The organism is Pseudomonas sp. LBUM1661, from assembly GCF_059695925.1.
Genome location: NZ_CP166794.1, coordinates 2682557 through 2703772, shown reverse-complemented (window position 1 = coordinate 2703772; position 21216 = coordinate 2682557). Strand labels below are relative to the sequence as shown.

The 21216-nt window shown below is 62.8% G+C and carries 18 protein-coding genes; 7 read left to right on the top strand and 11 right to left on the bottom strand.

Annotated elements, in window-relative coordinates:
* Positions 1-53 precede the first annotated feature (53 nt).
* Both ACA057_RS12535 and ACA057_RS12530 read right to left on the bottom strand, forming a co-directional pair.
* Positions 54-2165: a hybrid sensor histidine kinase/response regulator gene (locus tag ACA057_RS12535; protein ID WP_497348739.1), complete on the bottom strand. Its 2112-nt coding sequence runs from the start codon at positions 2163-2165 to the stop codon at positions 54-56.
* A 290-nt stretch (positions 2166-2455) separates the two neighbouring features.
* Positions 2456-3145: a GntR family transcriptional regulator gene (locus ACA057_RS12530; RefSeq protein WP_059405969.1), complete on the bottom strand. Its 690-nt coding sequence runs from the start codon at positions 3143-3145 to the stop codon at positions 2456-2458.
* 141 nt (positions 3146-3286) lie between these two features.
* Here ACA057_RS12530 and ACA057_RS12525 point away from each other — a divergent pair, with 141 nt between their 5' ends.
* The 7 genes from ACA057_RS12525 (at position 3287) to ACA057_RS12495 (ending at position 10655) form a co-directional block, all read left to right on the top strand.
* Entirely contained in the window at positions 3287-4372 is a 1086-nt protein-coding gene (locus ACA057_RS12525; RefSeq protein WP_497348737.1) for an ABC transporter ATP-binding protein, read from the top strand.
* Position 4373: 1 nt separating this feature from the next.
* Positions 4374-5291: an ABC transporter permease gene (locus ACA057_RS12520; protein WP_497348735.1), complete on the top strand. Its 918-nt coding sequence runs from the start codon at positions 4374-4376 to the stop codon at positions 5289-5291.
* Entirely contained in the window at positions 5288-6076 is a 789-nt protein-coding gene (locus ACA057_RS12515; protein ID WP_128605025.1) for an ABC transporter permease, read from the top strand. Before ACA057_RS12520 ends, ACA057_RS12515 begins: the two co-directional genes overlap by 4 nt.
* A 14-nt stretch (positions 6077-6090) precedes the next feature.
* A complete protein-coding gene (locus ACA057_RS12510; protein ID WP_497348732.1) occupies positions 6091-7143 on the top strand; it encodes an extracellular solute-binding protein in 1053 nt (350 codons plus the stop codon).
* 156 nt (positions 7144-7299) lie between these two features.
* A complete protein-coding gene (locus tag ACA057_RS12505; protein ID WP_497348730.1) occupies positions 7300-8496 on the top strand; it encodes an amidohydrolase family protein in 1197 nt (398 codons plus the stop codon).
* A complete protein-coding gene (locus ACA057_RS12500) occupies positions 8493-9980 on the top strand; it encodes an amidohydrolase family protein (protein WP_497348728.1) in 1488 nt (495 codons plus the stop codon). Before ACA057_RS12505 ends, ACA057_RS12500 begins: the two co-directional genes overlap by 4 nt.
* 12 nt (positions 9981-9992) lie before the next feature.
* Positions 9993-10655, top strand: a complete 663-nt coding sequence (locus ACA057_RS12495; protein ID WP_282375993.1) for a flavin reductase family protein — start codon at positions 9993-9995, stop codon at positions 10653-10655.
* Positions 10656-10778: 123 nt separating this feature from the next.
* Here ACA057_RS12495 and ACA057_RS12490 read toward each other — a convergent pair whose 3' ends face one another.
* The 9 genes from ACA057_RS12490 to ACA057_RS12450 form a co-directional block, all read right to left on the bottom strand.
* Positions 10779-13877: an error-prone DNA polymerase gene (locus ACA057_RS12490; protein ID WP_497348726.1), complete on the bottom strand. Its 3099-nt coding sequence runs from the start codon at positions 13875-13877 to the stop codon at positions 10779-10781.
* A complete protein-coding gene (locus ACA057_RS12485) occupies positions 13853-15268 on the bottom strand; it encodes a Y-family DNA polymerase (RefSeq protein ID WP_497348724.1) in 1416 nt (471 codons plus the stop codon). The genes ACA057_RS12490 and ACA057_RS12485 overlap by 25 nt, the downstream gene beginning before the upstream one ends.
* 7 nt (positions 15269-15275) lie before the next feature.
* Positions 15276-15893 (bottom strand): translesion DNA synthesis-associated protein ImuA, encoded by a 618-nt coding sequence (gene imuA / locus ACA057_RS12480; protein ID WP_497348722.1) that lies wholly within the window; start codon positions 15891-15893, stop codon positions 15276-15278.
* Positions 15893-16510 (bottom strand): transcriptional repressor LexA, encoded by a 618-nt coding sequence (lexA, locus tag ACA057_RS12475; protein WP_497348720.1) that lies wholly within the window; start codon positions 16508-16510, stop codon positions 15893-15895. The genes imuA and lexA overlap by 1 nt, the downstream gene beginning before the upstream one ends.
* A 166-nt stretch (positions 16511-16676) precedes the next feature.
* Entirely contained in the window at positions 16677-16964 is a 288-nt protein-coding gene (locus tag ACA057_RS12470; protein WP_497348718.1) for a DUF971 domain-containing protein, read from the bottom strand.
* Positions 16961-17923 (bottom strand): HEAT repeat domain-containing protein, encoded by a 963-nt coding sequence (locus ACA057_RS12465; RefSeq protein ID WP_497348716.1) that lies wholly within the window; start codon positions 17921-17923, stop codon positions 16961-16963. The genes ACA057_RS12470 and ACA057_RS12465 overlap by 4 nt, the downstream gene beginning before the upstream one ends.
* A complete protein-coding gene (locus ACA057_RS12460) occupies positions 17920-18768 on the bottom strand; it encodes an ABC transporter ATP-binding protein (protein ID WP_497348714.1) in 849 nt (282 codons plus the stop codon). The genes ACA057_RS12465 and ACA057_RS12460 overlap by 4 nt, the downstream gene beginning before the upstream one ends.
* Positions 18768-19550 carry an ABC transporter permease gene (locus ACA057_RS12455; protein ID WP_497348712.1) on the bottom strand — a complete coding sequence of 261 codons (783 nt, stop codon included), beginning with the start codon at positions 19548-19550 and terminating at the stop codon, positions 18768-18770. The genes ACA057_RS12460 and ACA057_RS12455 overlap by 1 nt, the downstream gene beginning before the upstream one ends.
* Before the next feature lie 136 nt (positions 19551-19686).
* Positions 19687-21093 carry an ABC transporter substrate-binding protein gene (locus ACA057_RS12450; RefSeq protein ID WP_497348710.1) on the bottom strand — a complete coding sequence of 469 codons (1407 nt, stop codon included), beginning with the start codon at positions 21091-21093 and terminating at the stop codon, positions 19687-19689.
* Positions 21094-21216 lie beyond the last annotated feature (123 nt).

Here is a 21216-nt window from a genome sequence, read left to right as displayed (position 1 = left end):
TTGGCGGAAAGAACAATCATGGTGCAGGCACCCCGCTCCCACAGTTGATCGGGTCAGCCATTGAGCACTGTGCGGACCATTTGGGTGAGCGCCTCGGGGCCATAGGGTTTGCTCAGCAAATGAGTGTCAGGGCTGAGCTGGTGGTTGCGCGAGATAATGTCACGGGTGTGGCCCGAGGTGAACAGCACGGCCACCGGCGGCGTCTGCACCTTGGCCCAGGCCGCCAGGTCCGAACTCTTGATCAGTCCGGGCATAACCACGTCGGTGAAAATCAGGTCCACCGCCACCCCGTCCAGCAACATCTGCATCGCCACATCAGCGTTGCCGGCGGTCAGAATCTGATAACCCTCTTCACTGAGTAACTCCATCGCCGACACCCGCACCGCCTCGTTGTCCTCGACCACCAGAATGGTTTCGTGTCCGCCCCGCTGCTGCGGTTCCATATGGGGCGTTTCGCTCGGCATCGCTCGCAGGCTCCGGGGGAAATACAGCTGCACCCGCGTGCCTTCCCCGACGACGCTGGACATCTCGATATGCCCGCCGCTTTGCTTGACGAAACCGAACACCATGCTCAAGCCCAGCCCAGTGCCCTGGCCGTCGACCTTGGTGGTGAAGAACGGTTCGAACGCCTGGGCCAGCACCTGCGGTGACATGCCGACACCCGTGTCGGTCACCGATACGCGAATATAGTCGCCCGCCGTAATGCCCTTGCCTGCACAAAACTTGCGATCCAGGGCAATGTTCTCGGCGCTGAGGCCAATGGTCCCCTCGCCTTGCATGGCGTCGCGGGCATTGATCGCAAGGTTGAGGATGGCGTTTTCCAGTTGATTGCGGTCCACGAAAATGCGCCAAGGCTCATCCGGCGCACTGACGTTGATCTGGATCGTTTCGCCCAGCGCCCGTTGCAGCAATTCTCCCAGGCCGTCGAAGATCTGCCGGGGGTCGCACACTGCTGGCGAGAGTGGCTGGCGGCGGGCGAACGCGAGCAATTGCGACGAGAGCTTCGCGCCGCGCTCGACCGCGGCAATCGACGCGCTGACCCGGCGCTGCACATTGGCGTTGTCCGGCTCATGCCGCGCCAGTAAATGCAGGTTGCCGGCGATGACCTGCAGCAGGTTGTTGAAGTCATGGGCGACGCCACCGGTGAGGCCGCCGATGGCTTCGAGTTTCTGTGATTGACGCAGTTGCCCTTCCGCTGCCAGCCGTGCTTCGACTTCGTCGGCAACGCGCTGCTCCAGGTTACGGGTGAACTTGAGCAAGGATTCTTCGGCGGTCTTGCGTTCGTGGATGTCAATCAATACGCCGGGGAAACGGAATGGCTCGCCCTGTTCGTTGAACTCGCAGCAGCCGCTCGCCTGCACCCACAGGTAACTGCCATCAGGGCGCTGGACCCGGTATTCGGCGTTGAACGGTTCGCCGGTTTCCACGGATTTATTGACCTGCTCTTGAACCCAACTGCGGTCGTCGGGATGGATCTGCGCTTCGGCGATGTCCGTCGGCAGGTCGGCCAGGTTTTGTTCGGGCGGATAGGAAAAGGTCCGGGCGAAGCGTTCGTCGCCAGAGAGCACATTGCCCTTGATGTCCCAGACGAACGAGCCGAGCAAGGCACCGGCGTTCAGTGCCAGGCGGACTCGCTCGTTGTCGGCGCGATAGGCGTCTTCGGCTTCCTGGCGGCGGCGTTCGGAAATCACGTGTTCAGTGGTTTCAACCACCATCGCCATGACCCCGGCCGGCTTCCCTTCATCATTCGCCACAGGGCTGTAATAGAGGTCCATCCAGACGTCTTCGGGGATCCCGTCCCGCAACAGCACAAGCTCTTTATTGCGATAGGACAATGTGCCGCCCGCCAGGCAGGTATCGACCACATGCCGATTGAACTCGGCGACTTCCGGCCAGCCCATTTCCACCGGAGAACCCAGCAGATACGGGTGGCGGCCACCGGCGAATACCGAGTAAGCGTCGTTGTAAATCATGTAGCCGAGCCGCCCCCAGAGCATCACAATCGGCAGTGGCGACGCGAGCATCAATTGCACCGCGCTGCACAAGCTTCTGGGCCAGGTGTCGAGGGTTCCCAACTCGGTCCGGCTCCAGTCGAACGCGCGGATGCGCCCGGCCATTTCACCGTTCCAGCCGGCACACCCGTGGCTATCGTCTAGAAACTGCATCGACTGGCTCTGTGCCCCTGTAAATGACATGGCTTAAGGGATCGCCTCGGCATGACCAACGAGCGCGCCCGTTTGTTTCGAGCATCGCCGTCGCCAATGGTTTCATAGAGGTTAGCTGATTCCGGTATTCCCCTGTAGGAGCGAGCTTGCTCGCGATTGACGTTAACGAAAAACGGGGCGGCCTGGAGTAACGCGGTGTTCTGACGTTCTTCGCGAGCAAGCTCGCTCCTACATCATTCAGCGCAGCGCGGGAAATCATAACGGACCACCCTTGCAGCAGCTGCCGATCGTTAGACCTCAATCAGGTGTTTGAGCGGATGGTAGCCGGTTTTGAGGGTGGCGGCGACGTCGAGGATGGCTTTCTCGATGCCGTTCAAATGCATGCAGGTCAGTTCGATCGCGGCGCTCTGGTTGCCGGCTTCGATGTACTCGATCAGCCGCAGGTGTTCGTTGTCGCGACAGGCTTCATGGCTGTCGTCATCCAGCGCGGCGGCGTACAGCGAGGCGCGGGAGATCAGTTTGCGGAACCAGTCCAGCAACACTGGATTGTTCAGGCTTTGCGCGAGTTTGATGTGGAACTCGCCGAGCAAATGAATCAGCCGTTCATGGTCGCCGCTCTTCGCCGCTTCATCCTCCAGCAACAGGTGATCGCGCAGGTCCTGGGTCACCGCCGTATCGCGGCGACGACAGAGTTCGCTGACGATGCCGATCTCGATCAGGCGCCGGGTTTCGAACAGCGAGCGGATCTCCTCGTCACTCGGCAGCGACACCGACGCTCCTTTGTTGGGCTCGGTGGTGACCAGGCCATCAGCCTCCAATTGCTTGAGCGCGGCACGAACCGACGTTCGGCTGACATTAAAAAGCTCGGCCAACGACGCTTCGCCGAGCTTCATCCCCGGCCGCAACGTGTGTTTGCTGATCGCTTCGTAAACCCCTTGGTAGACGCGGTCGACCGTGGTTTCCAGTTTCTTTTCCGCCATTCGAACACTCCTTTCGCGCTAGGCAACCAACCCCTGGCGGGTGAACAGCCATTGAAAAAGGGGGTTGCACAAGCAGATTAATCCGGTTATTTCTAGATTGCATCCAGATATTGCATACAATAATTAGAGGAATGCACCATTATGGGTCATCCAGTAGCGATTGAAGTGCGTAACGTCTCCAAGCGGTATTCCGACGATCCGGGGCTGGCTCCAGCCCTCGACAACGTTTCAGTCGACATTGCCGACAACGAATTCTTCACCCTGCTCGGCCCTTCCGGCTGCGGCAAAACCACTTTACTGCGGACCATCGCCGGCTTCGAGCATGTCAGCGAGGGCGAGATCCGTCTCGCCGGCGAAGCGGTGAACCACCTGCCGCCGTTCAAGCGTCGGGTCAACACGGTGTTCCAGAGCTACGCGCTGTTTCCGCACATGAGTGTCGCGCAGAATATCGCCTTCGGCCTCGAGATGCAGGGTCTTGATCGCGAGCAGATTGCGCAGCGTGTCGATGAGATGCTGGCGCTGGTGCAAATGCAACACCTGGCCCAGCGCAAACCCGCCGAGTTGTCCGGCGGCCAACAGCAGCGCGTGGCCCTGGCACGGGCCCTGGCGCCGAAACCCAAAGTCTTGCTGCTGGATGAACCGCTGTCGGCGCTCGACCTCAAGCTGCGCAAGGAAATGCAGGTCGAACTCAAGCGCGTGCAGAAGGAGGCCGGGATCACCTTCATTTTCGTCACCCACGATCAGGAAGAAGCGCTGACCCTGTCCGATCGTATCGCCGTGATGTCTGCTGGCAAGATCCTGCAGATCGGCACGCCCAACGAGATCTACGAACGGCCCAAGCATCAGTTTGTCGCGCAGTTCATCGGCGACATCAACTTCCTCCCCGGCCACCTCAAGCGCGGCCAGCAGAACGAAAAGCTCTTCGTGCCGAGCGGCATGCCGGTGGAAATCCCCTGCCCGGCCCAGGGCTTCGACGGTGCCAACGTGCAGCTGGCATTCCGCCCGGAGCGTTCGCAACTGGTCGACCCGGCGCAACCGCATCACCTGCGCGGTGTGATCGAAGCGGTGTTGTACGTCGGCACCGCGACCCTTTATCAATGCCGCTTGAACAACGACATCAAAGTCATGCTGCGCGAAAACAATGAAGGCCTGAACCGTGGCCGGGTGGTCGGTGATCGCGTTGCGGTCAATCTGCCTCCCCACGCCTGCCTGTTGATGGAGGCCTGAGATGAGCGTCAGCAGCACTTCTCCCGCCCTCAGCCGCGCGCTGTTGCTCAGCCCGGTGGTTCTGACCCTGCTGGCCCTGATCGCCATTCCGTTGGGCATCATGGGTTACATCAGCCTGTTGCCGCGCAACGTCTATGGCGGTGTCGACTGGCAGGCCAACTGGCAATTGCAAAGCTACGTGCAGTTGTTTTTCCAGGAAGGTTTCGACGGTGAACTGGAGCTGAACTGGGTCTACGCCCAGGCGCTGTTGCGCTCGGTGTTCCAGGCCGGTGGCACCACGGTGTTGTGTTTCCTGTTCGGCTTCCCGGTGGCGTTGTGGATGTCGAGCCTGACGCCACGGCGGCGCAACCTCATGGTGTTGCTGATCACTATTCCGTTCTGGACCAACCTGCTGATCCGCAACTACGCCTGGCTGATCATCCTCCGTGAGCACGGTTGGGTCGCCCAGAGCCTCAATGCGTTGCTCCCTCAGGCCGGTGGCATCACCCTGCTCTACAACGACTTCGCGGTCAGCGTCGGGCTGGTCTACAGCTTCCTGCCGTTCATGATTCTGCCGATCTATTCGACCCTGGAAAAACTCGACTGGCGTCTGGTGGAAGCCGCCTACGACCTGGGCGCCAATCGCTGGCATGCGTTGCGGCGGATCATCCTGCCGCTGTCGATGCCGGGGGTGATTGCCGGTGCGTTGCTGGTGTTCGTGCCGAGCCTCGGCGCGTTCATCACGCCGGCAATTCTCGGCGGCGGCAAGACGTTGATGATCGGCAACCTGATCCAGCAACAGTTCGGCACCGCGCGCAACTGGCCGCTGGGCAGTTCGTTGTCGTTTCTGCTGCTGGGGATTCTGCTGCTGTCCCTGGTGCTTTACGCCCTCTATAGCCGCAATGCTGTCAAAACTCTTCGCCGGGGAGCCACCGCATGATCGCCCTGCACCTGAAAAAACTGCCGATGACCCGGGAAGTCAGCCTGCTGATCCTGGCCTATCTGTACCTGCCGATTTTCGTGCTGATTGCTTATAGCTTCAACGCCAACCGCTCGGCGACGGTGTGGACCGAGTTCTCATTCGCCTGGTACGGGCGGATTCTGGCCAACCCGTCGATCCAGACGGCCGCGCTGAACTCGATCATCGTCGCCAGCATCGCCACGGTCTGCGCCACGGCCATCGCGTTGCTCGCGGCGCTGGCAACGTACCGGCCGTTCTACGGACAGAAAATGGTCGAGGGCGGGATCAACCTGCCGTTGATTCTGCCGGAGATCGTCACCGCCGTGGCCACGCTGCTGCTGTTCATGGCGCTGGGGATCAAGCTCGGGTTGCTGACGGTAATCGTCGCGCACATCGGCTTCTGCATTCCCTTCGCTTACTTGCCGATCCGTGCGCGGCTCAATGATCTGGACAAGAGCTTGCTGGAGGCGGCCAACGATCTGTACGCGAATCCGTGGCAAGTGTTTCGCCGGGTGACGTTGCCGCTGTTGTGGCCGGCGGTGTTGTCCGGGTCGGTGCTGGCGTTCGTGGTCAGCCTCGACGATTTCATCATGACCTTCTTCGTTGCCGGCCCCGGTTCGACGACGTTGCCGGTGTACATCTTCTCGGCGATCAAGGCCGGCGTGACGCCGGAGATCAATGCGATCTCGACCCTGATGCTGGTGATTTCCATCGTGCTGGTGGTGCTGGCCTTCTGGCTGGGACAGCGCGGCAAAAACCAATGAACCTGGAGCGCTCTATGAACAATAAAAACATGCGTTACGGCATCGCCGGTCTGGCCCTCAGTTGCTTCGCTGTTTTCACCGCGCAGGCCGCCGAGCCCAAGGAGCTGTTCTTCTACAACTGGACCGATTACTACCCGGTCGACCTGCTGGCCAAGTTCGAGAAGGAGACCGGGATCAAGGTCACCATGGACGGCTACGACAGCAACGAAACCCTGCTGGCCAAATTGCAGGCCGGTGGCGCGGCGTATGACGTGATCGTGCCGTCGCAGTCGATCATGCGCACCTTGATCAACCAGAATCTGCTGCTGCAAATCGACGCGTCGACCCTGCCCAACTTTCAGTACGTCAAACCGGCGTTCCGCGACCCGAGCTTCGACCCCGGCCGCAAGTTCTCCGCACCGTATCTGTGGGGCAGCACCGGGTTTTCCTATGACAGCGCGCGAGTGCCGGGCGGCAAGCTCGATGACTCGTGGAAAGAGTTCTTCGAACCGCGCAAGGAACTGCAAGGCCAGCTCGCCGCCCTCGACACCTCCAGCAGCGTGATCAATGCCGCCAGCCATTACCTGAACGTCGACGAATGCAGCGAAAACCCGCAGGACGCCAAGCGCATTCTGGAGCTGCTGCAAAAACAGAAACCCTTCCTGAAGATGTACAGCTCGGACAACACCGTCGACCGCATGGCCTCCGGTGAAGTGATCATGATGCAGAACTGGAACGGCTCAACCGCGCGGGCCACGTTGCAGAAGAGCACGATCAAATACGTGTACCCGAAAGAAGGCCTGGCGATGTTCCAGGACAACTTCGCCGTCCCGAAAAGCGCACCGCATCCCGGTAACGCGAAGATCTTCATCGACTGGATGATGAAGCCGGAAAACGCCGCGGCCGTGTCCAACGCCATCGCCTACGCCAACGGCATCCAGAGCGACACGTTGATCGACGCCAAATGGCGGGTGATGGATGCGATCAACATGCCCGACGAATTCGCCTCACGCCTGCGCCCGGAAAAAGAATGCAGCAACAAGGCGCGGGAACTGCAGGACCGGATTTGGGCGAAGCTCAAGGGTTGATTGCCTGGCTTGAGACCGAGGCGCGTCCTTCGCGGGCAAGCCCGGCTCCCACAGGATTAGGGCTTGTCCACATATTCCATGATCGACACAAATCCTGTGGGAGCGGGCTTGCCCGCGATGAGGCCCTCCCACACAACACAGAATTTGAGGTTCCTGATGACCCAAACCCGCTGGCTGCGCAATGTGCGGCCCTACGGTTCAGCCGCCGAAGACTTCCTGATCGAAAACGGCCTGTTCAAACAACGCCGTCCTGCCTCATCGGCGGACTTGGCCGCCACCGACATCGACGGCCAACACCAGCTCCTCACCCCAGCCCTGGTGGAAAGCCACGTCCACCTCGACAAAACCCTCTGGGGTCAACCCTGGCGCCCGAACAGCGCGGGCCCGACGCTCAAGGATTACATCGCCAACGAACGCCGCGTGTTGCGTGAAGTCGACACACCGATCGCCCAACGCGCCGGCGCGCTGCTGGAAAACTGCATCGCCCGTGGCTCGTTGACCCTGCGCTGTCACGTCGACATCGACCCGGACTTCGGCCTGTGCCATGTCGAAGCCATGCAACAGCTGCGCGAACACTACCGCGACTTGATTGACCTGCAACTGGTGGTGTTCCCGCAAACCGGCCTGATCAGCCGCCCCGGCACCGCCGAATTGATGCGCGAAGCCATGGCCTTGGGCGTGGAAAACGTCGGTGGCCTCGACCCGTGCGGTATCGACAACGACCCCATCGCCCAGCTCGATGTCGTGTTCAAACTGGCCAGCGAATTCGACCGTGGCGTGGACATTCACCTGCACGACAAGGGTGAATTGGGCCTGTGGCAGATCGCGCTGATCGCCGACTACACCGAGCGTTTCGGGCGTCACGGCCGGGTGATGATCAGCCACGCGTATTGCCTGGGGATGTTGCCGTGGAGCCAGGTCAAACCGGTGGCCGAACGTCTTGCGGCGCTGGGCATTTCGCTGATGAGTTCGGCACCGGCCGATTGCGCGGTGCCGCCGTTCCTGGCGCTGCGCGAGGCCGGGGTCAATGTCTGCCTCGGTTCGGACGGCATTCGCGATGCCTGGTCGCCCATGGGCAACGGCGACATGCTGGAACGGGCGATGCTGCTGGCGTTACGGTTTGACTTGAACAAGGACGACGAGCTGGCGGCGGCGTTTGAGGCGGCGACGGTCAATGGCGCCCGGGCGTTGGGCTGTGAGGATTATGGTCTGGAGATCGGCCGGCCAGCGGATTTCCTGCTGATGCCGGTGCAGACCTTGGGTGAGGCCATCGTCTCGCGGCCGGTGCGACAGGTTTATCGCCGTGGTGAGTTGATCGCCGCCGATGGCCGACTGTTGGAAAGCCGTTTGTGAAGCGCATCGGCCTGAAAAGCAGCTGCGTGGTCGGCTTCGACGGCACGCAACATGTGCTGTGGCGTGACGGCGAAGTGGTGTTCGAAGGCTCGCGCATCGTATTTGTCGGGCGTGGTTTTTCGGGGCAGGTGGATCAGTGGGTCGACTACGGCAATGCGCTGATCGGCCCGGGCTTCATCGATCTGGATGCGCTCGGCGATCTTGATTCCACGGTGCTGACGCTGGACAACGGCGATGAACGCGACATGGGCCGGATGTGGTCCGAGGACTATCTGGCGCGTGGTCCGCGGGAGAGTTTCAGTCCCGATGAAGAAGTCTTCAAATACCGCTACGCCTTCACGCAGCTGATCCGCAATGGCATCACCACGGCGATGCCGATCACCTCGATGTACTACCGCGAGTGGGCCGAGACTTACGACGAATTTGCGGCGGTGGCCGGTGTGGCAGGCGAGTTGGGGCTGCGCACTTACCTCGGCCCTTGCTACATGAGCGGCATGAGTTACTGGCGCGCCGATGGTCGCCTCGGGCATCACTGGGATGAAGCGCGGGGCATGGCCGGGCTCGATGCAGCTGAACGGTTTTTTCAGGATTTCGACGGTTCGCAGGGCGGGCTGGTTCGCGGCGCGCTGCTGCCGGACCGCATCCAGACCTGCACCCCGGCGCTGTTGCAACGCACCGCCGCGCTGAGTCGCGAGCTCAACGCACCGATGCGTTTGCACTGCTGCCAGGGGCTGGGCGAGGTGGCGATGGTTGAACAACTTCGCGGATGTTCGCCGCTGGGCTGGTTGGAGGAATTGGACCTGCTGACCCCGCGCAGCCTGCTGCCCCACGGCATCTACACCCACGGTGATAACGACCTGCAACGCGTGGTGGATGGCGGCGCCAGTCTGGTGCATTGCCCGGTGGTGTTTGCCCGGGATGGCGAGGCACTGAATTCGTTTGGTCGCTACCGCGCCAAGGGCATCAACTTCGCCCTGGGCACCGACACCTGGCCGGCCGACTTGCTCGAGAACATGCGTCAGGGTCTGAACATCGCTCGCCTGATGGAGGGCGGCAGTTCTTTGACCACCACGCTGGACTTTTACAACGCCGCCACCCTCGGCGGTGCCAAGGCCTTGGGCCGTGACGACATCGGCCGTTTGGCGCCGGGAGCCAAGGCCGACATTACGGTGTTCAGCCTTCGAGGCCTGCACCTGGGGCCCTTGTTCGATCCGCTGAAAAACCTGGTGCTGGCCGGGCGCGGTGACGATTGCATCGCCAGCTACATCGATGGCCGCTGCGTGATGCAGGACGGTCAGGTTCAAGGCGTCGATTACCCCGATTTACAACGCCAGGCCCAACGACAATTCGAAAAACTGATGCGCAGCCACGGCGACCGGGCCTTCGGTCAACCGGACTGGAAAGGCCTGTTCAAACCGGCCATCCCGTTCGCCGACGACGACAGCGCACACGCGCCGCTGAGCGCGATTGATCCACTTCTTTAGAGATGCCTGCCCATGCAAAGCTTTGACTTCAGCCAACTGAGCCCACGAGACAAGTACAAGATTCTGATCGGCAGCGTGGTGCCTCGGCCGATTGCCCTGGTCACCACCATCGACGGCGAAGGCCGGATCAACGCGGCGCCGTTCAGCTTTTTCAATGCGCTGTCGGCTGATCCGCCGATCCTCGCGCTGGGCGTGGAAAACTACGGCGACCAGAGCCCCAAGGACACCACGCGCAACATCCAGCTCAATCAGGAATTCACCGTGAACATCGTCAGCGATGCGCTGGTGGAAGCGATGAACGTCTGCGCCGTGCCCTTCGCCCCCGGCTTCGACGAGCTGACCGCCGCCGGCCTCACCGCCATCCCCGGCACCACGGTCAAATGCCCACGGATCGGCGAAGCACCGGTGGCCCTGGAATGCCGGCGAATGATGGCGCTGTCCATCGGGCAATCGCGGGAGATTATCTTTGGCGAAGTGCTGATGGCCCATGTGCGGGATGAACTGATCGACCCGAAAACCCTGTACATCGATCAACTGGGGCTCGATGCGATCGGGCGGATGGGTGGACATGGGTATGCCCGTACGCGGGACTATTTCGACTTGCCGACACGGTCGTTGCAGGCATGGACGGATGCGCCGGGGGGTGGAGAGCGGTTTTGGCCTTTGGGTAAATGATCGTTCCCTCACTCTGCGTGGGAACGCAGCCACGGACGCTCCGCGTCCGATGTGACGCGGAGCGTCACGGGAGGCATTACCACGCGGAGCGTGGGAACGATCAGCACAGGAGAAATGCGGATTTCAGCGGAAATCCCGGCTGCGTACGCTGATGCCATCCAGCAACGGGCTCAGGTCGCTCAAGCGGCCGGCGATCAGGTGTCGCACTTCGCCTTCTTTTTCCCAGCGCCCGTCGACCTTGAGTAATTGCGAGCCGACCAGGACCTGACGCTGTCGGTCGGCCAGGTCGCGCCAGACGATGACGTTGACGTTGCCGAACTCGTCTTCCAGGGTGACGAAGGTCACGCCACTGGCGGTGCCCGGGCGTTGTCGGCCGGTCACCAGCCCGGCGACGCTGACGGGACGGCCATGCTCGACGTCGAGCAATTCCTTCGAGCTGCGGCAACGCCGCGCTTTCAATTCACCCCGCAGCAAGGCCAGCGGATGCGGACCGAGGGTGGTGCCGACGCTGTTGTAGTCGGCCAGCAAGTCCTCGCCCACGGTGGGTTTGGGTAACGCCACCGCGCCCTCCTCCTGACTCGGCAACCCCGCGAACAACCCCAGCTGCTTCTGCACGCCCGCCACTTCCCAGCGCGCCCGATGACGGTGACCGGCCAACCCGCGCAGCGCTCCGGCATCGGCCAGTTGCTCCTGGGCACGGGCATCGAGTCGCGCCCGTTCGCCGAGGTCGGCCACGTCGACAAACGCCCCCTTCGCCCGCGCCGCCTCAATGCGCCGGGCATCGTCCTCGCGAAAACCCTTGATCATCCGCAACCCCATGCGAATCGCCGGTTGCGCGCCGGTGATCGGTTCGAGGCTGCAATCCCAGTCGCTGGCCCGCACGTCCACCGGGCGAATCTGCAAGTGATGGCGACGCGCGTCCTGCAGAATCTGGTCCGGGCTGTAGAAACCCATGGGCCAGCTGTTGATCAGCGCACAGGCAAACGCCGCCGGCTCGTGGCATTTCAGCCAGCAACTGGCGTAGGTCAGCAAGGCAAAACTGGCGGCGTGGGACTCGGGAAAGCCGTAACTGCCAAAACCTTTGATCTGCTCGAAAATCTGCGCGGCGAACTCGGCCGTGTAGCCGTTTTTCTTCATCCCGGCAGCCAGGCGATCCTTGTGCGGCTCAAGCCCGCCGTGGCGTTTCCACGCGGCCATGGAGCGGCGCAACTGATCGGCCTCGCCGGGGCTGTAGTCGGCGGCGACGATGGCGATCTGCATCACCTGTTCCTGAAACAGCGGCACGCCCAGGGTGCGCTTGAGCACGGCTTCCAGTGCCGGAGACGGATAGACCTCGGGTTCTTCCTTGTTTCGCCGCCGCAGGTACGGATGCACCATGCCGCCCTGAATCGGTCCCGGACGGACGATCGCCACCTCGATCACCAGGTCATAGAAGGTTCGCGGCTTGAGCCTCGGCAGCATCGACATCTGCGCCCGGGACTCGATCTGAAACACGCCGATGGTGTCGGCTCGGCCAATCATGTCGTAGGTGAGCGCGTCTTCGGACGGGATCGTCGCCAGGCTCAGGTCAAGGTCGCGATGCCGACGTAGCAGGTCGAAACAGCGGCGGATGGCGCTGAGCATGCCCAACGCCAGAATATCCACCTTGAGCAGCCCCACCGCGTCCAGATCGTCCTTGTCCCACTGGATGATGGTGCGCTCGGCCATCGCGGCGTTTTCCACCGGCACCAGACTGTCCAGGGGCTGCTCGGAAATCACGAAGCCGCCAGGGTGCTGGGACAGGTGTCGGGGGAAACCGATCAGTTGCCCGGTCAGGCTCAGCACCCGGCGCAGCACCGGGCTCTCGGGATCAAAACCGCCTTCAAGCAGGCGCTCCACGGGCGGCGTCGCATCACTCCAGTGACCGCAGCAATCGGCCAGGGCATTGATCTGATCCGGCGGCAACCCCAAGGCCTTGGCCACGTCCCGCACCGCGCCGGCCGCGTGATAGGTGCTGACCACCGCCGTCAGCGCGGCGCGGGTTCGCCCGTAACGCTGGAACACATACTGCAAGACTTCTTCACGCCGCTCGTGCTCGAAATCGACGTCGATGTCCGGCGGTTCATTACGTTCTTTGGAGAGAAAGCGTTCAAACAGCAGCGTGGTGCGATCCGGATCGATCTCCGTGATCCCCAAGGCAAAGCACACCGCCGAGTTGGCGGCCGAACCACGGCCCTGACAGAGAATGTGCTGCTCACGGGCGAATCGCACAATGTCGTGGACTGTCAGGAAGTAGCTTTCGTAGCCCAACTCGGCAATCAGCTCCAGCTCCTTGTCGATCTGCTTCAGCACCTTGGCTTGCGGCCCTTTTGGCCAGCGCCACTGGATGCCCTTTTCAGTCAGCACCCGCAGCCATGAGGTGGCCGTGTGACCGTCCGGCACCAGCTCGCGCGGGTATTGATAACGCAACTGGCCGAGGTCGAACGTGCAACGCCGGGCAATGTTCAGCGTCTCGTCGAGCAAGGCCTTGGGATAAAGGCCCAACACCATGTCGAGGCTGCGCAAATGCCGTTCGCCATTGGGGTGCAGGCGCAACCCGGCATCGGCCACCGGCAGGTGATGACGGATCGCGGTCATGGTGTCCTGCAAGGCGCGCCGACCACGGGCGTGCATGTGCACATCGCCGCTGGCCACCGCCGGGATTCGCAGCTCACCCGCCAGAGTCAACAGCGCGGCCAGTCGCCGGGTATCGTCCTGGCCGCGATGCAACTGGACCGCCAGCCACAAACGCTCGGCGAAGACCTGCTTCAGCCAGTGGCCCTGCTCAAAGGCATCGACAGCGTCCGGTACCCACAGCGCCAACAGCCCCGGCAACGGTTCGCTGAAGTCTTCCCGCAGCACTTGGTACTGGCCTTTCTGCGTTCGGCGGCGGGCTCGGGTAATCAGTCGGCAGAGGTTTTGGTAGCCCTCGAGGTTTTCCACCAACAGCACCAGTTTCGGGCCGTTCTCGATGCGTATTTCGCTGCCGATGATCAGCGGCAGCTCCACGGATTTGGCCGCTTGCCAGGCACGGACAATGCCGGCCAACGTGCATTCGTCGGTGATCGCCAGGGCTTGATAGCCCTGCTTTTTCGCCCGCTGAAAAAGCTCAAGCGCACTGGAAGCACCGCGCTGGAAACTGAAGTTCGACAGGCAGTGCAACTCGGCATATTCGACACTCATGCGAACCAGCCTTGCAGCCACAACGGGCCGTCCTCGCCCACCGCACGATAGGCCCAGCCCTGCTGGCCGGAACGGGTTTCGATCAAGTAGTAATCGCGGCGCACGTCGGCGCCGTCCCACCAGCCGGACTCGATGCGCTCCGGGCCCATGAGAATGCGCGTCGAACCTTCGTGTACCGCCAACGGTTCAGTCAGCAGCCAGCCCGGCCGTTGCACGCCCGCTAGCCCGCTACATACCTGATTGTCGACGCTGGCCTGCCACGCGCACTCGGGGCGGTGATCGGCCAGGAACCGCAAGCCATGCACTGCGTCATCCCCCAGCCGTGCGCGCAGGCGTTCGCGCAATTGTTCCCAAGGCAAGGACTGTTGCGGGCGGTCGTCGAACAGTTCCTGATACTGGGGAACGAAGGCTGGCAAGTCTTCGGCGCGCAAACGAAAACCGCGCACCGGGGCCGCAACCTGGACCTGTTCCAGCCGCCCCCGGGCCAGTTCGAAGAGCATCGCCGGATCACGCTCGGCGCTGAGCAGGCCGACCTTGATCACCGTGTCTGGCAACCCGGCGTGTTCCAGGTGCAGGTCAAAGCGCTGCACGCCGCTGTCGCGACCGCAGAGAAAGGCCGACAGATCGCCGGTCAGCCGGCGCAATGGAAACAGCAGCGCCTGATGGGACTGCACGTCGAAGTTGAGTTCGATGCGCACATCGAAGCGGTCCGGCGGCAGGTAGAACGCCAGCGCCAGCCGCCGCGTGCCGAGCAAGGTGTCGAGGTGCTTGAGCACTTGCGCTTCGAACCGTCGGGCGAGGCTATGCCGGGGCAGCGCTTGCACCTGGCTCAGGGTGCGCAAGCCCATTCGCGACAACGCCGTGGCCACGCTGGCCTCCAGCCCGATCCGGTCGATGGGCAACTGCCCGAGGTGATGCTGCAAGGCCTGATCGTCGGGCACCACCAGGCCGTCATAGGCATTGGCCAGTACCCGCGCCGCCACCGGGTTGGGGGCGGCAACGATCCGATGACGAAACCCCAGTTCGCCAAGCTCCGCCCGCAACCGCGCTTCGAACTGTGGCCAGGCGCCGAACAAGCCCAGGCTGGATTCGATTTCAAACACCACCGCCCGCGGGTAATGGACGCTGACCTGAGCACTGAACCGATAGGCCCAAGCGGCCAGGAACTGCTGCCAGTGTTCGATCTCGGCGGCGTCGTATTCCGCCGTGACAAAGCCTTTGCTCAGGGCTTGGGCAGCGGTCATCGACTGGCCGGGCCGCAAGCCCAGCGCCCGCGCCGGCGCATTGACCGCCTGCAACACCCGACGCTGGGCCGGCCCGGTCAGCAGCGCCAGCGCCGTATCGGGGTCGGAGCGCTGACGCAGTACCGCGTCCAGCGCCAATTGCGGGAAAAGAATGCAGACCCAGCGCATGGCAACCTCAATGCCCCATGGCAAAGGCAATTGGCGCCGAACGCGCCAACCCGCCTCGACACTTGAGCACGCGCAATTGCGCAGGTTTGGCATCGATGGCAATGCGCAACGCCGCTGGCGAGGGGTTGACCGCTTCATTGAGCGAGCGATAGGCAAACGCCAGGGTCGAGCCTGTTTCCGCCGCCACCTGCAAACGCCGCAACGCACGGTCATCGGCCTTATGCGGCCAGCACAACACCGCGCCGCAACTGCCCGAACGCAGGCATTGTTCCGCCGCCCACAACGCATCGCGCTCGCTGGCCTGGATGATCGACAACTGGCGCAGATCGACCCCGGCGTTTTGCCATGCCTGGGGATACGGCACGTAAGGCGGCGCCACCAGCACGATGCGCTCGCCCGCCGCCGACAACCGCGCCAGCGCCGGCCACACCAGTTGCAACTCGCCCACGCCCTGCCCGGCCAGGAGGATTTCGGTCAGCGCCGCTTCCGGCCAGCCACCGGTCGGCAACGCCGCATCCAGCGCGGCATGCCCGGTGGGTTGCGGGCTGACAGCCGGTGGCGCAGGCCGGCCCTTCCAGACCTGGCCGCCATTGAACAGCGTATCCAGCGCAACGACGGCGCCCATCACCCTTGCCTCACCAGGCCGCAGAACACCCCTTCGATGGCCAGGTCCTGATCGGCGCGAACAATGATCGGCTTATAGGCCGGGTTGCGTGGCAACAGGCGGACAGCGTCGCCGACCCGCTCGAAGCGCTTGATGGTGACTTCACCGTCGAGGCGCGCCACGACGATCTGACCGTTGACCGCCTCGGGGTTGCGGTGCACGCCCACCAGGTCGCCGTCGAGAATGCCGTCCTCGATCATCGAGTCGCCCTGGACCCGCAGCATGTAGTCCGGCACCCGGGAGAAGATCGCCGGATCGAGCATCAAGCGGCTGTGGACCTCGGCATCGGCCCCGATCGGCGCACCGGCCGCCACTCGACCCAGCACGGGAATGTCCAGCAGTTCGGGGCGCGCCGGTTGCCCCAGCAAACGAATGCCCCGGGCCTGATTAGGGTTGACCTCGATGAAACCGGCTTCGGTCAGCGCCAGCACATGCTTGCGTGCCACGCTGCGGGAGGCGAAACCGAACGCCTCGCTGATTTCAGCGAGGCTCGGAGACTGACCGTGCTCGGCGATGCGATCGCGGATAAAGGTCAGGATGGCGGTACGGCGGGGAGTCAGAGTCGTCATGGAGTACATTTGTACTCTTTTGGCGTTTTCCTGGCAAGAACCGCCAGTCAGCCCAAACCTCAGACCTTGTGGTGTCCCCTTGTGGGAGCGGGCTTGCCCGCGATAGCGATTTCTCATTCAACATAGATGTCGCCTGACACGACGCTATCGCGGGCAAGCCCGCTCCCACAGGGGATTAGTCATTTTCGGGGGTGAGTTGTGCCAGGTAGGGCCAGGGATAGATGCCGCGTTCGTGGCCGTCGCTGAAGATCAGTTGCAGGCCATAGCCTTGGGAATTGAGTTCAACGACACGAATGCGCTCATCGACTTTCACCCTCAACCCCTGCAACCGAAACGCCCGGCATTGCGAGCACGGGCATTGGCGGCGCAACTCAGCGTGATCCAGCCATTGCTCGCGACCATCGGGCCAGTTCAGCCGCAGTTGCTGTTTGCTCTGGGAATTGCCGATCGCCAGCGGGTTCATTGCAGCTGGCTCAAGGCAATGCGCACGGCTTTGCGCACTTCCGGGTCGCCGTCATCCTGCGCGGCCTGCAACGGCGCGATGGCGCCTTTATCGTTCAATTCGCCGAGGGCCAGGGCCGCTTCCTTGCGCAAGTTGCTGATGCGGTGGCCGAGGGTGTCGATCAGCGCGTCGAGAGCCGGCACGTAATGCAAACGACCGAGGCTGCGGGTAGCGCGCAGGCGCACTTGCCAGTAATCGTCGCTCAAGGCTTCGACCAGGGCCGGGCCTGCATCGCTGTGGCCGACCTTTCCCAGAGTCGTCGCGGCTTCTTCGCGCACTTGCCAGGCGTGGTCCTGCAGCGCCTGGCGCAATGCCGGCAGCACTTGATCGTCCGACGCCAGGCCGAGGGCACCGGTGGCGGCGCGGCGGACTTCGGTGTCCGGGTCGTCACTGGCCAAGCGCGCCAAGGCCGGCAAGGCATCGAGTTGCTTGAGCCAGCCGAGTACGCCGACCGCCTCACGGCGAACACCGGCGTCTGCATCGGTCAACGCCACGATTGCCACCTCGGCAGCATCGGGAAAGCGCAGCTCGCGCAAGGCCCGGAACGCAGCGATGCGCACGCTGATGTCGGCATGCCCGGTCCACGGCAGAATCACCCGGCCCGCCGCCTCACTCTTGAGCAGGCTCAGGCTCTGCGCGGCGGCGCCTTGCACGGCCGACGATGGATCGGTCAGCGCCTGGCACAGCGCTGCCACCACCGGTTCATCCTCCCAGGCTTCCAGCAGGCGCGCGGCTTCGGCACGCACGTCTTCGGTCGGGTCCCGGGCCAGTCGGTCGACCAGCCAAAGCAGGCCGTCCGGCTCTTCGAGGTCGGCCAGTTCGATCAGCGCGATGCGGCGCACGCCGGGGTCTTCGTCGGTCAGGCGTGGTTGCAGGGCCAGAATGTCGTCGTTATCGGTTACATCGAATAGAGAGGTCATAGGGCAAATCGCGGCAGTTTGTTTTCAGGGGGAAGTCCGAGAGGGTTCAGGCGGGGTAACTGCCGACCGTCTTCGTGACGCAGCAGCTCGAGGCAGTGACGCTTCAAGCAGGAGAACTCGTGGCGGGTGACCAGTTCGGTGGTGCGTGGCCGGGGGAAATCGAGGCGCAGGTCTTCGATGATGCGGCCGGGGCGTGTGCTCATGACCAGCAGGCGATCGGCGAGGAACAGCGCCTCGTCGATGTCATGGGTGACGAACACCACGGTGGTGCGAATCCGCGTCCAGATGTCCAGCAGCAGTTCCTGCATGTTCAGTCGCGTCAGGGCATCAAGGGCACCGAAGGGTTCGTCCATCAGCAACAGGCGCGGACGGTTGATCAGCACCCGGGCGATTTCTACCCGTTGCTGCATGCCGCCGGACAGCTGATCGGGCCAGCGATCGGCAAAGCCTTCGAGGCCTACCAGAGCGAGGATTTCGTCGGCAGCTTGATGCCGCTCGGATTTGCCGATGCCACGCATTTTCAGGCCGAACGCGACGTTGTCGCGCACCGTGCGCCAAGGGAACAGCGTGTGCTGCTGGAATACCATGCCGCGCTGGGGCGATGGACCGGAGACCTGCGCGCCATCGACTTTCAGGCTGCCGGTGCTGGCTTGCAGGTGTCCGGCCAGCGCGCCGAGCAAGGTGGATTTACCGCAACCGGACGGCCCGAGAATGCACACGAATTGCCCCGGTTCGATCTGGCAGTCCAGGCCCTGGACGGCCTCGAACGCCTGCGGGCCTTCACCGAGGACGATGGACAATTGGCGGATGTCGATCCGCCCTTCAGGGGTTTGCATCACGCTCATCAGGCTTTTCCTCGTGGTCGATGCCAAGGCGTGAACAGCCCGCCGAGGCGTTTGATCAGCAGGCTGCTGCCCATCCCGAGGACGCCGATCAGCAACATGCCGACCACGATGTCGGCGTAGTTCTGAATGGTGTAGGACTCCCAGGTGTAATAGCCGATGCCGTACTGGCCGGAGATCATTTCGGCGGTCACCAGGCAGAACCATGAGGTGCCCATGCCGATGGCCAGCCCGGTGATGATGCTCGGCGCGGCGCCCGGCAAAATCACCTCCAGCAGAATCGCCCGGCGCCCTGCCCCAAGGCTTTTCGCCGAGGCGATCAGCCGTGGGTCGACGCCTTCGACGCCGTGCACGGTGTTGAGCAGGATCGGGAACAGCGCACCGGTGAAGGTGATGAAAACCATCGACAGTTCTGACGAAGGGAACATCAAGATAGCCAAGGGAATCCAGGCCACTGCGGGGATCGGGCGCAGGACTTCCAGGGGTGGCAGCAATAAGTCTTCGGCCCATTTCGAGCGACCGATCGCCAGGCCCAACGCGATCCCGATCACCAGCGCCGCGAGGTAACCGGCGAAGACTCGGCTGAGGCTGCTGCTCAGGTGTTGGGCGAGCTTGCCCGAGTCGCCGAGGCCGAGCGCCGCTTCGATGACTGCCAGCGGCGTCGGAACGTTGGCGAAGGTGACCAGGCCAAGGTTCCAGTGGTGGCTGGCGGCGAGTTGCCAGAACAGGAGGCAGAACAGCAACGATACGGTTCTTGGAATCCAGCGTGGATATGATCGGTACACAAATCCTCCTCTCAACTCAAAACCTGTGGGAGCGGGCTTGCCCGCGATAGCGGTGGGTCAGGCGACATTGATGTCGACTGGTCTGGCCTCATCGCGGGCAAGCCCGCTCCCACAGGGAATTTCAGTGGCCCAAGGGTTAGCGAGCGGCGACGGCCTGGGTGGTGGCGTCGGTGAAGTCGAAGACTTTTCCGCCCTGGGCCGTTGCGAACTGCTGGGCCTGGCCTTTGAGCAAGAACGCGCTGAGGCGGCCTTTCGCATCGCTGGCAAACCACGCTTGATCGGCCAGCAACTTGATCCCGCTGTCAGACGCCTGGGCATACACCGCGCGGATGTTTTTGCCTTCCTGCTTCAGGCTGGCCAACGCGCTGAACGCCGATTCCGCCGAGGCGTATTGACGAACTTTCGGCTCGCCCCGCACCCAGATCTCGGCCACATGGCTGACGTCGGTGATGGCCTTGCCGCTGACCGCATCCACCGCTGTGAGCGGCGTCTGTGCGTAGTTGGCCAGTTGCGCGGTGTAGTCCAGGTTCGAGGCCTTGAACGCGGCGCGGATGTATTGGTCGTCGATGAAGGTGTTGAGGTCGAGACCGCGATCAGCCTTCTTCAGCAGCTTGAGCGTGTCGATGGCCGTGCCGACGGCCTGACGGTATTCCGGCTTCCAGCTCAGGTCGCGGGTCTGCACACCGAGCGGACCGTGGAACAGGTAATTGACCTCGGCGTCGACACCGGTGACCTTGGCGATCAACTCGCTGTACTTCTCCGGTTCAGCCGCCAGCAACTGGTTGGCTTCGATACTGGCGCGCAGGTAAGCGACGACTATTTCCGGGTACTTTTTCGCGTAGCTCTGATCCACCAGCGCGCCATGGAACGTCGGCGCACCGGCCTGGGAACCGTCATAAATCTTGCGCGCGAAACCACGGCTCGGGAACAGTTCGGCAAACGGCACGAAGTCGGCGTGGGCATCGATCTTCCCGGCCTGCAACGCCGAGCCGGCGACTTCCGGTGGCTGGGCGATGATGTTCACGTCTTTGAGCGGGTCCCAGCCTTGGGACGCCACCGCCCGCAACAACATGCCATGGGCCGTGGAGGCGAACGGCACGGAAATGGTCTTGCCCTTCAATTCCGCCAGAGACTGCACGCCCGAAGCACTCGGCACGACGATGCCGTTGCCACTGCCCTTGATGCTGCCCGAGAGCACGCTGATGAACAGGCTGTGCTTGCCGGCGGTTTCGAACGCCACGCCGTTGAACGAACCGGGGAAATCAGCCATGGCGCCGAAGTCGAGTTTGCCGGCGACCATCTCGTTGGTCAGGGGCGCGCCACTGGTGAAGTTCTTCCACTCCACCTCGTATTTCGCGTCTTTGTATTGGCCATCGTGTGGCAGGTATTTGTCGAGCAAACCGAGCTCACGAATCAACAGACCGCCCGCAGCGCAGTTGATCGTGGTGTCCTGGGTGCCGATGGCAATGCGGATGGTTTCGGCCGAGGCCGACAAGGTGAATGAGGCCAGTACCAGACCGGCAAATGCTGCACGCAATAACATGGGTATTCCCCTCGAATCATTTATTGGATGTTCGTCTCCGCCACGATCAGGGCGTGGTGGGAAACGAGGGGTGTTTGAATCAGGCGTCCGGTGTTGCCGGATAGCTTTGGGTTGTCTGGGTGG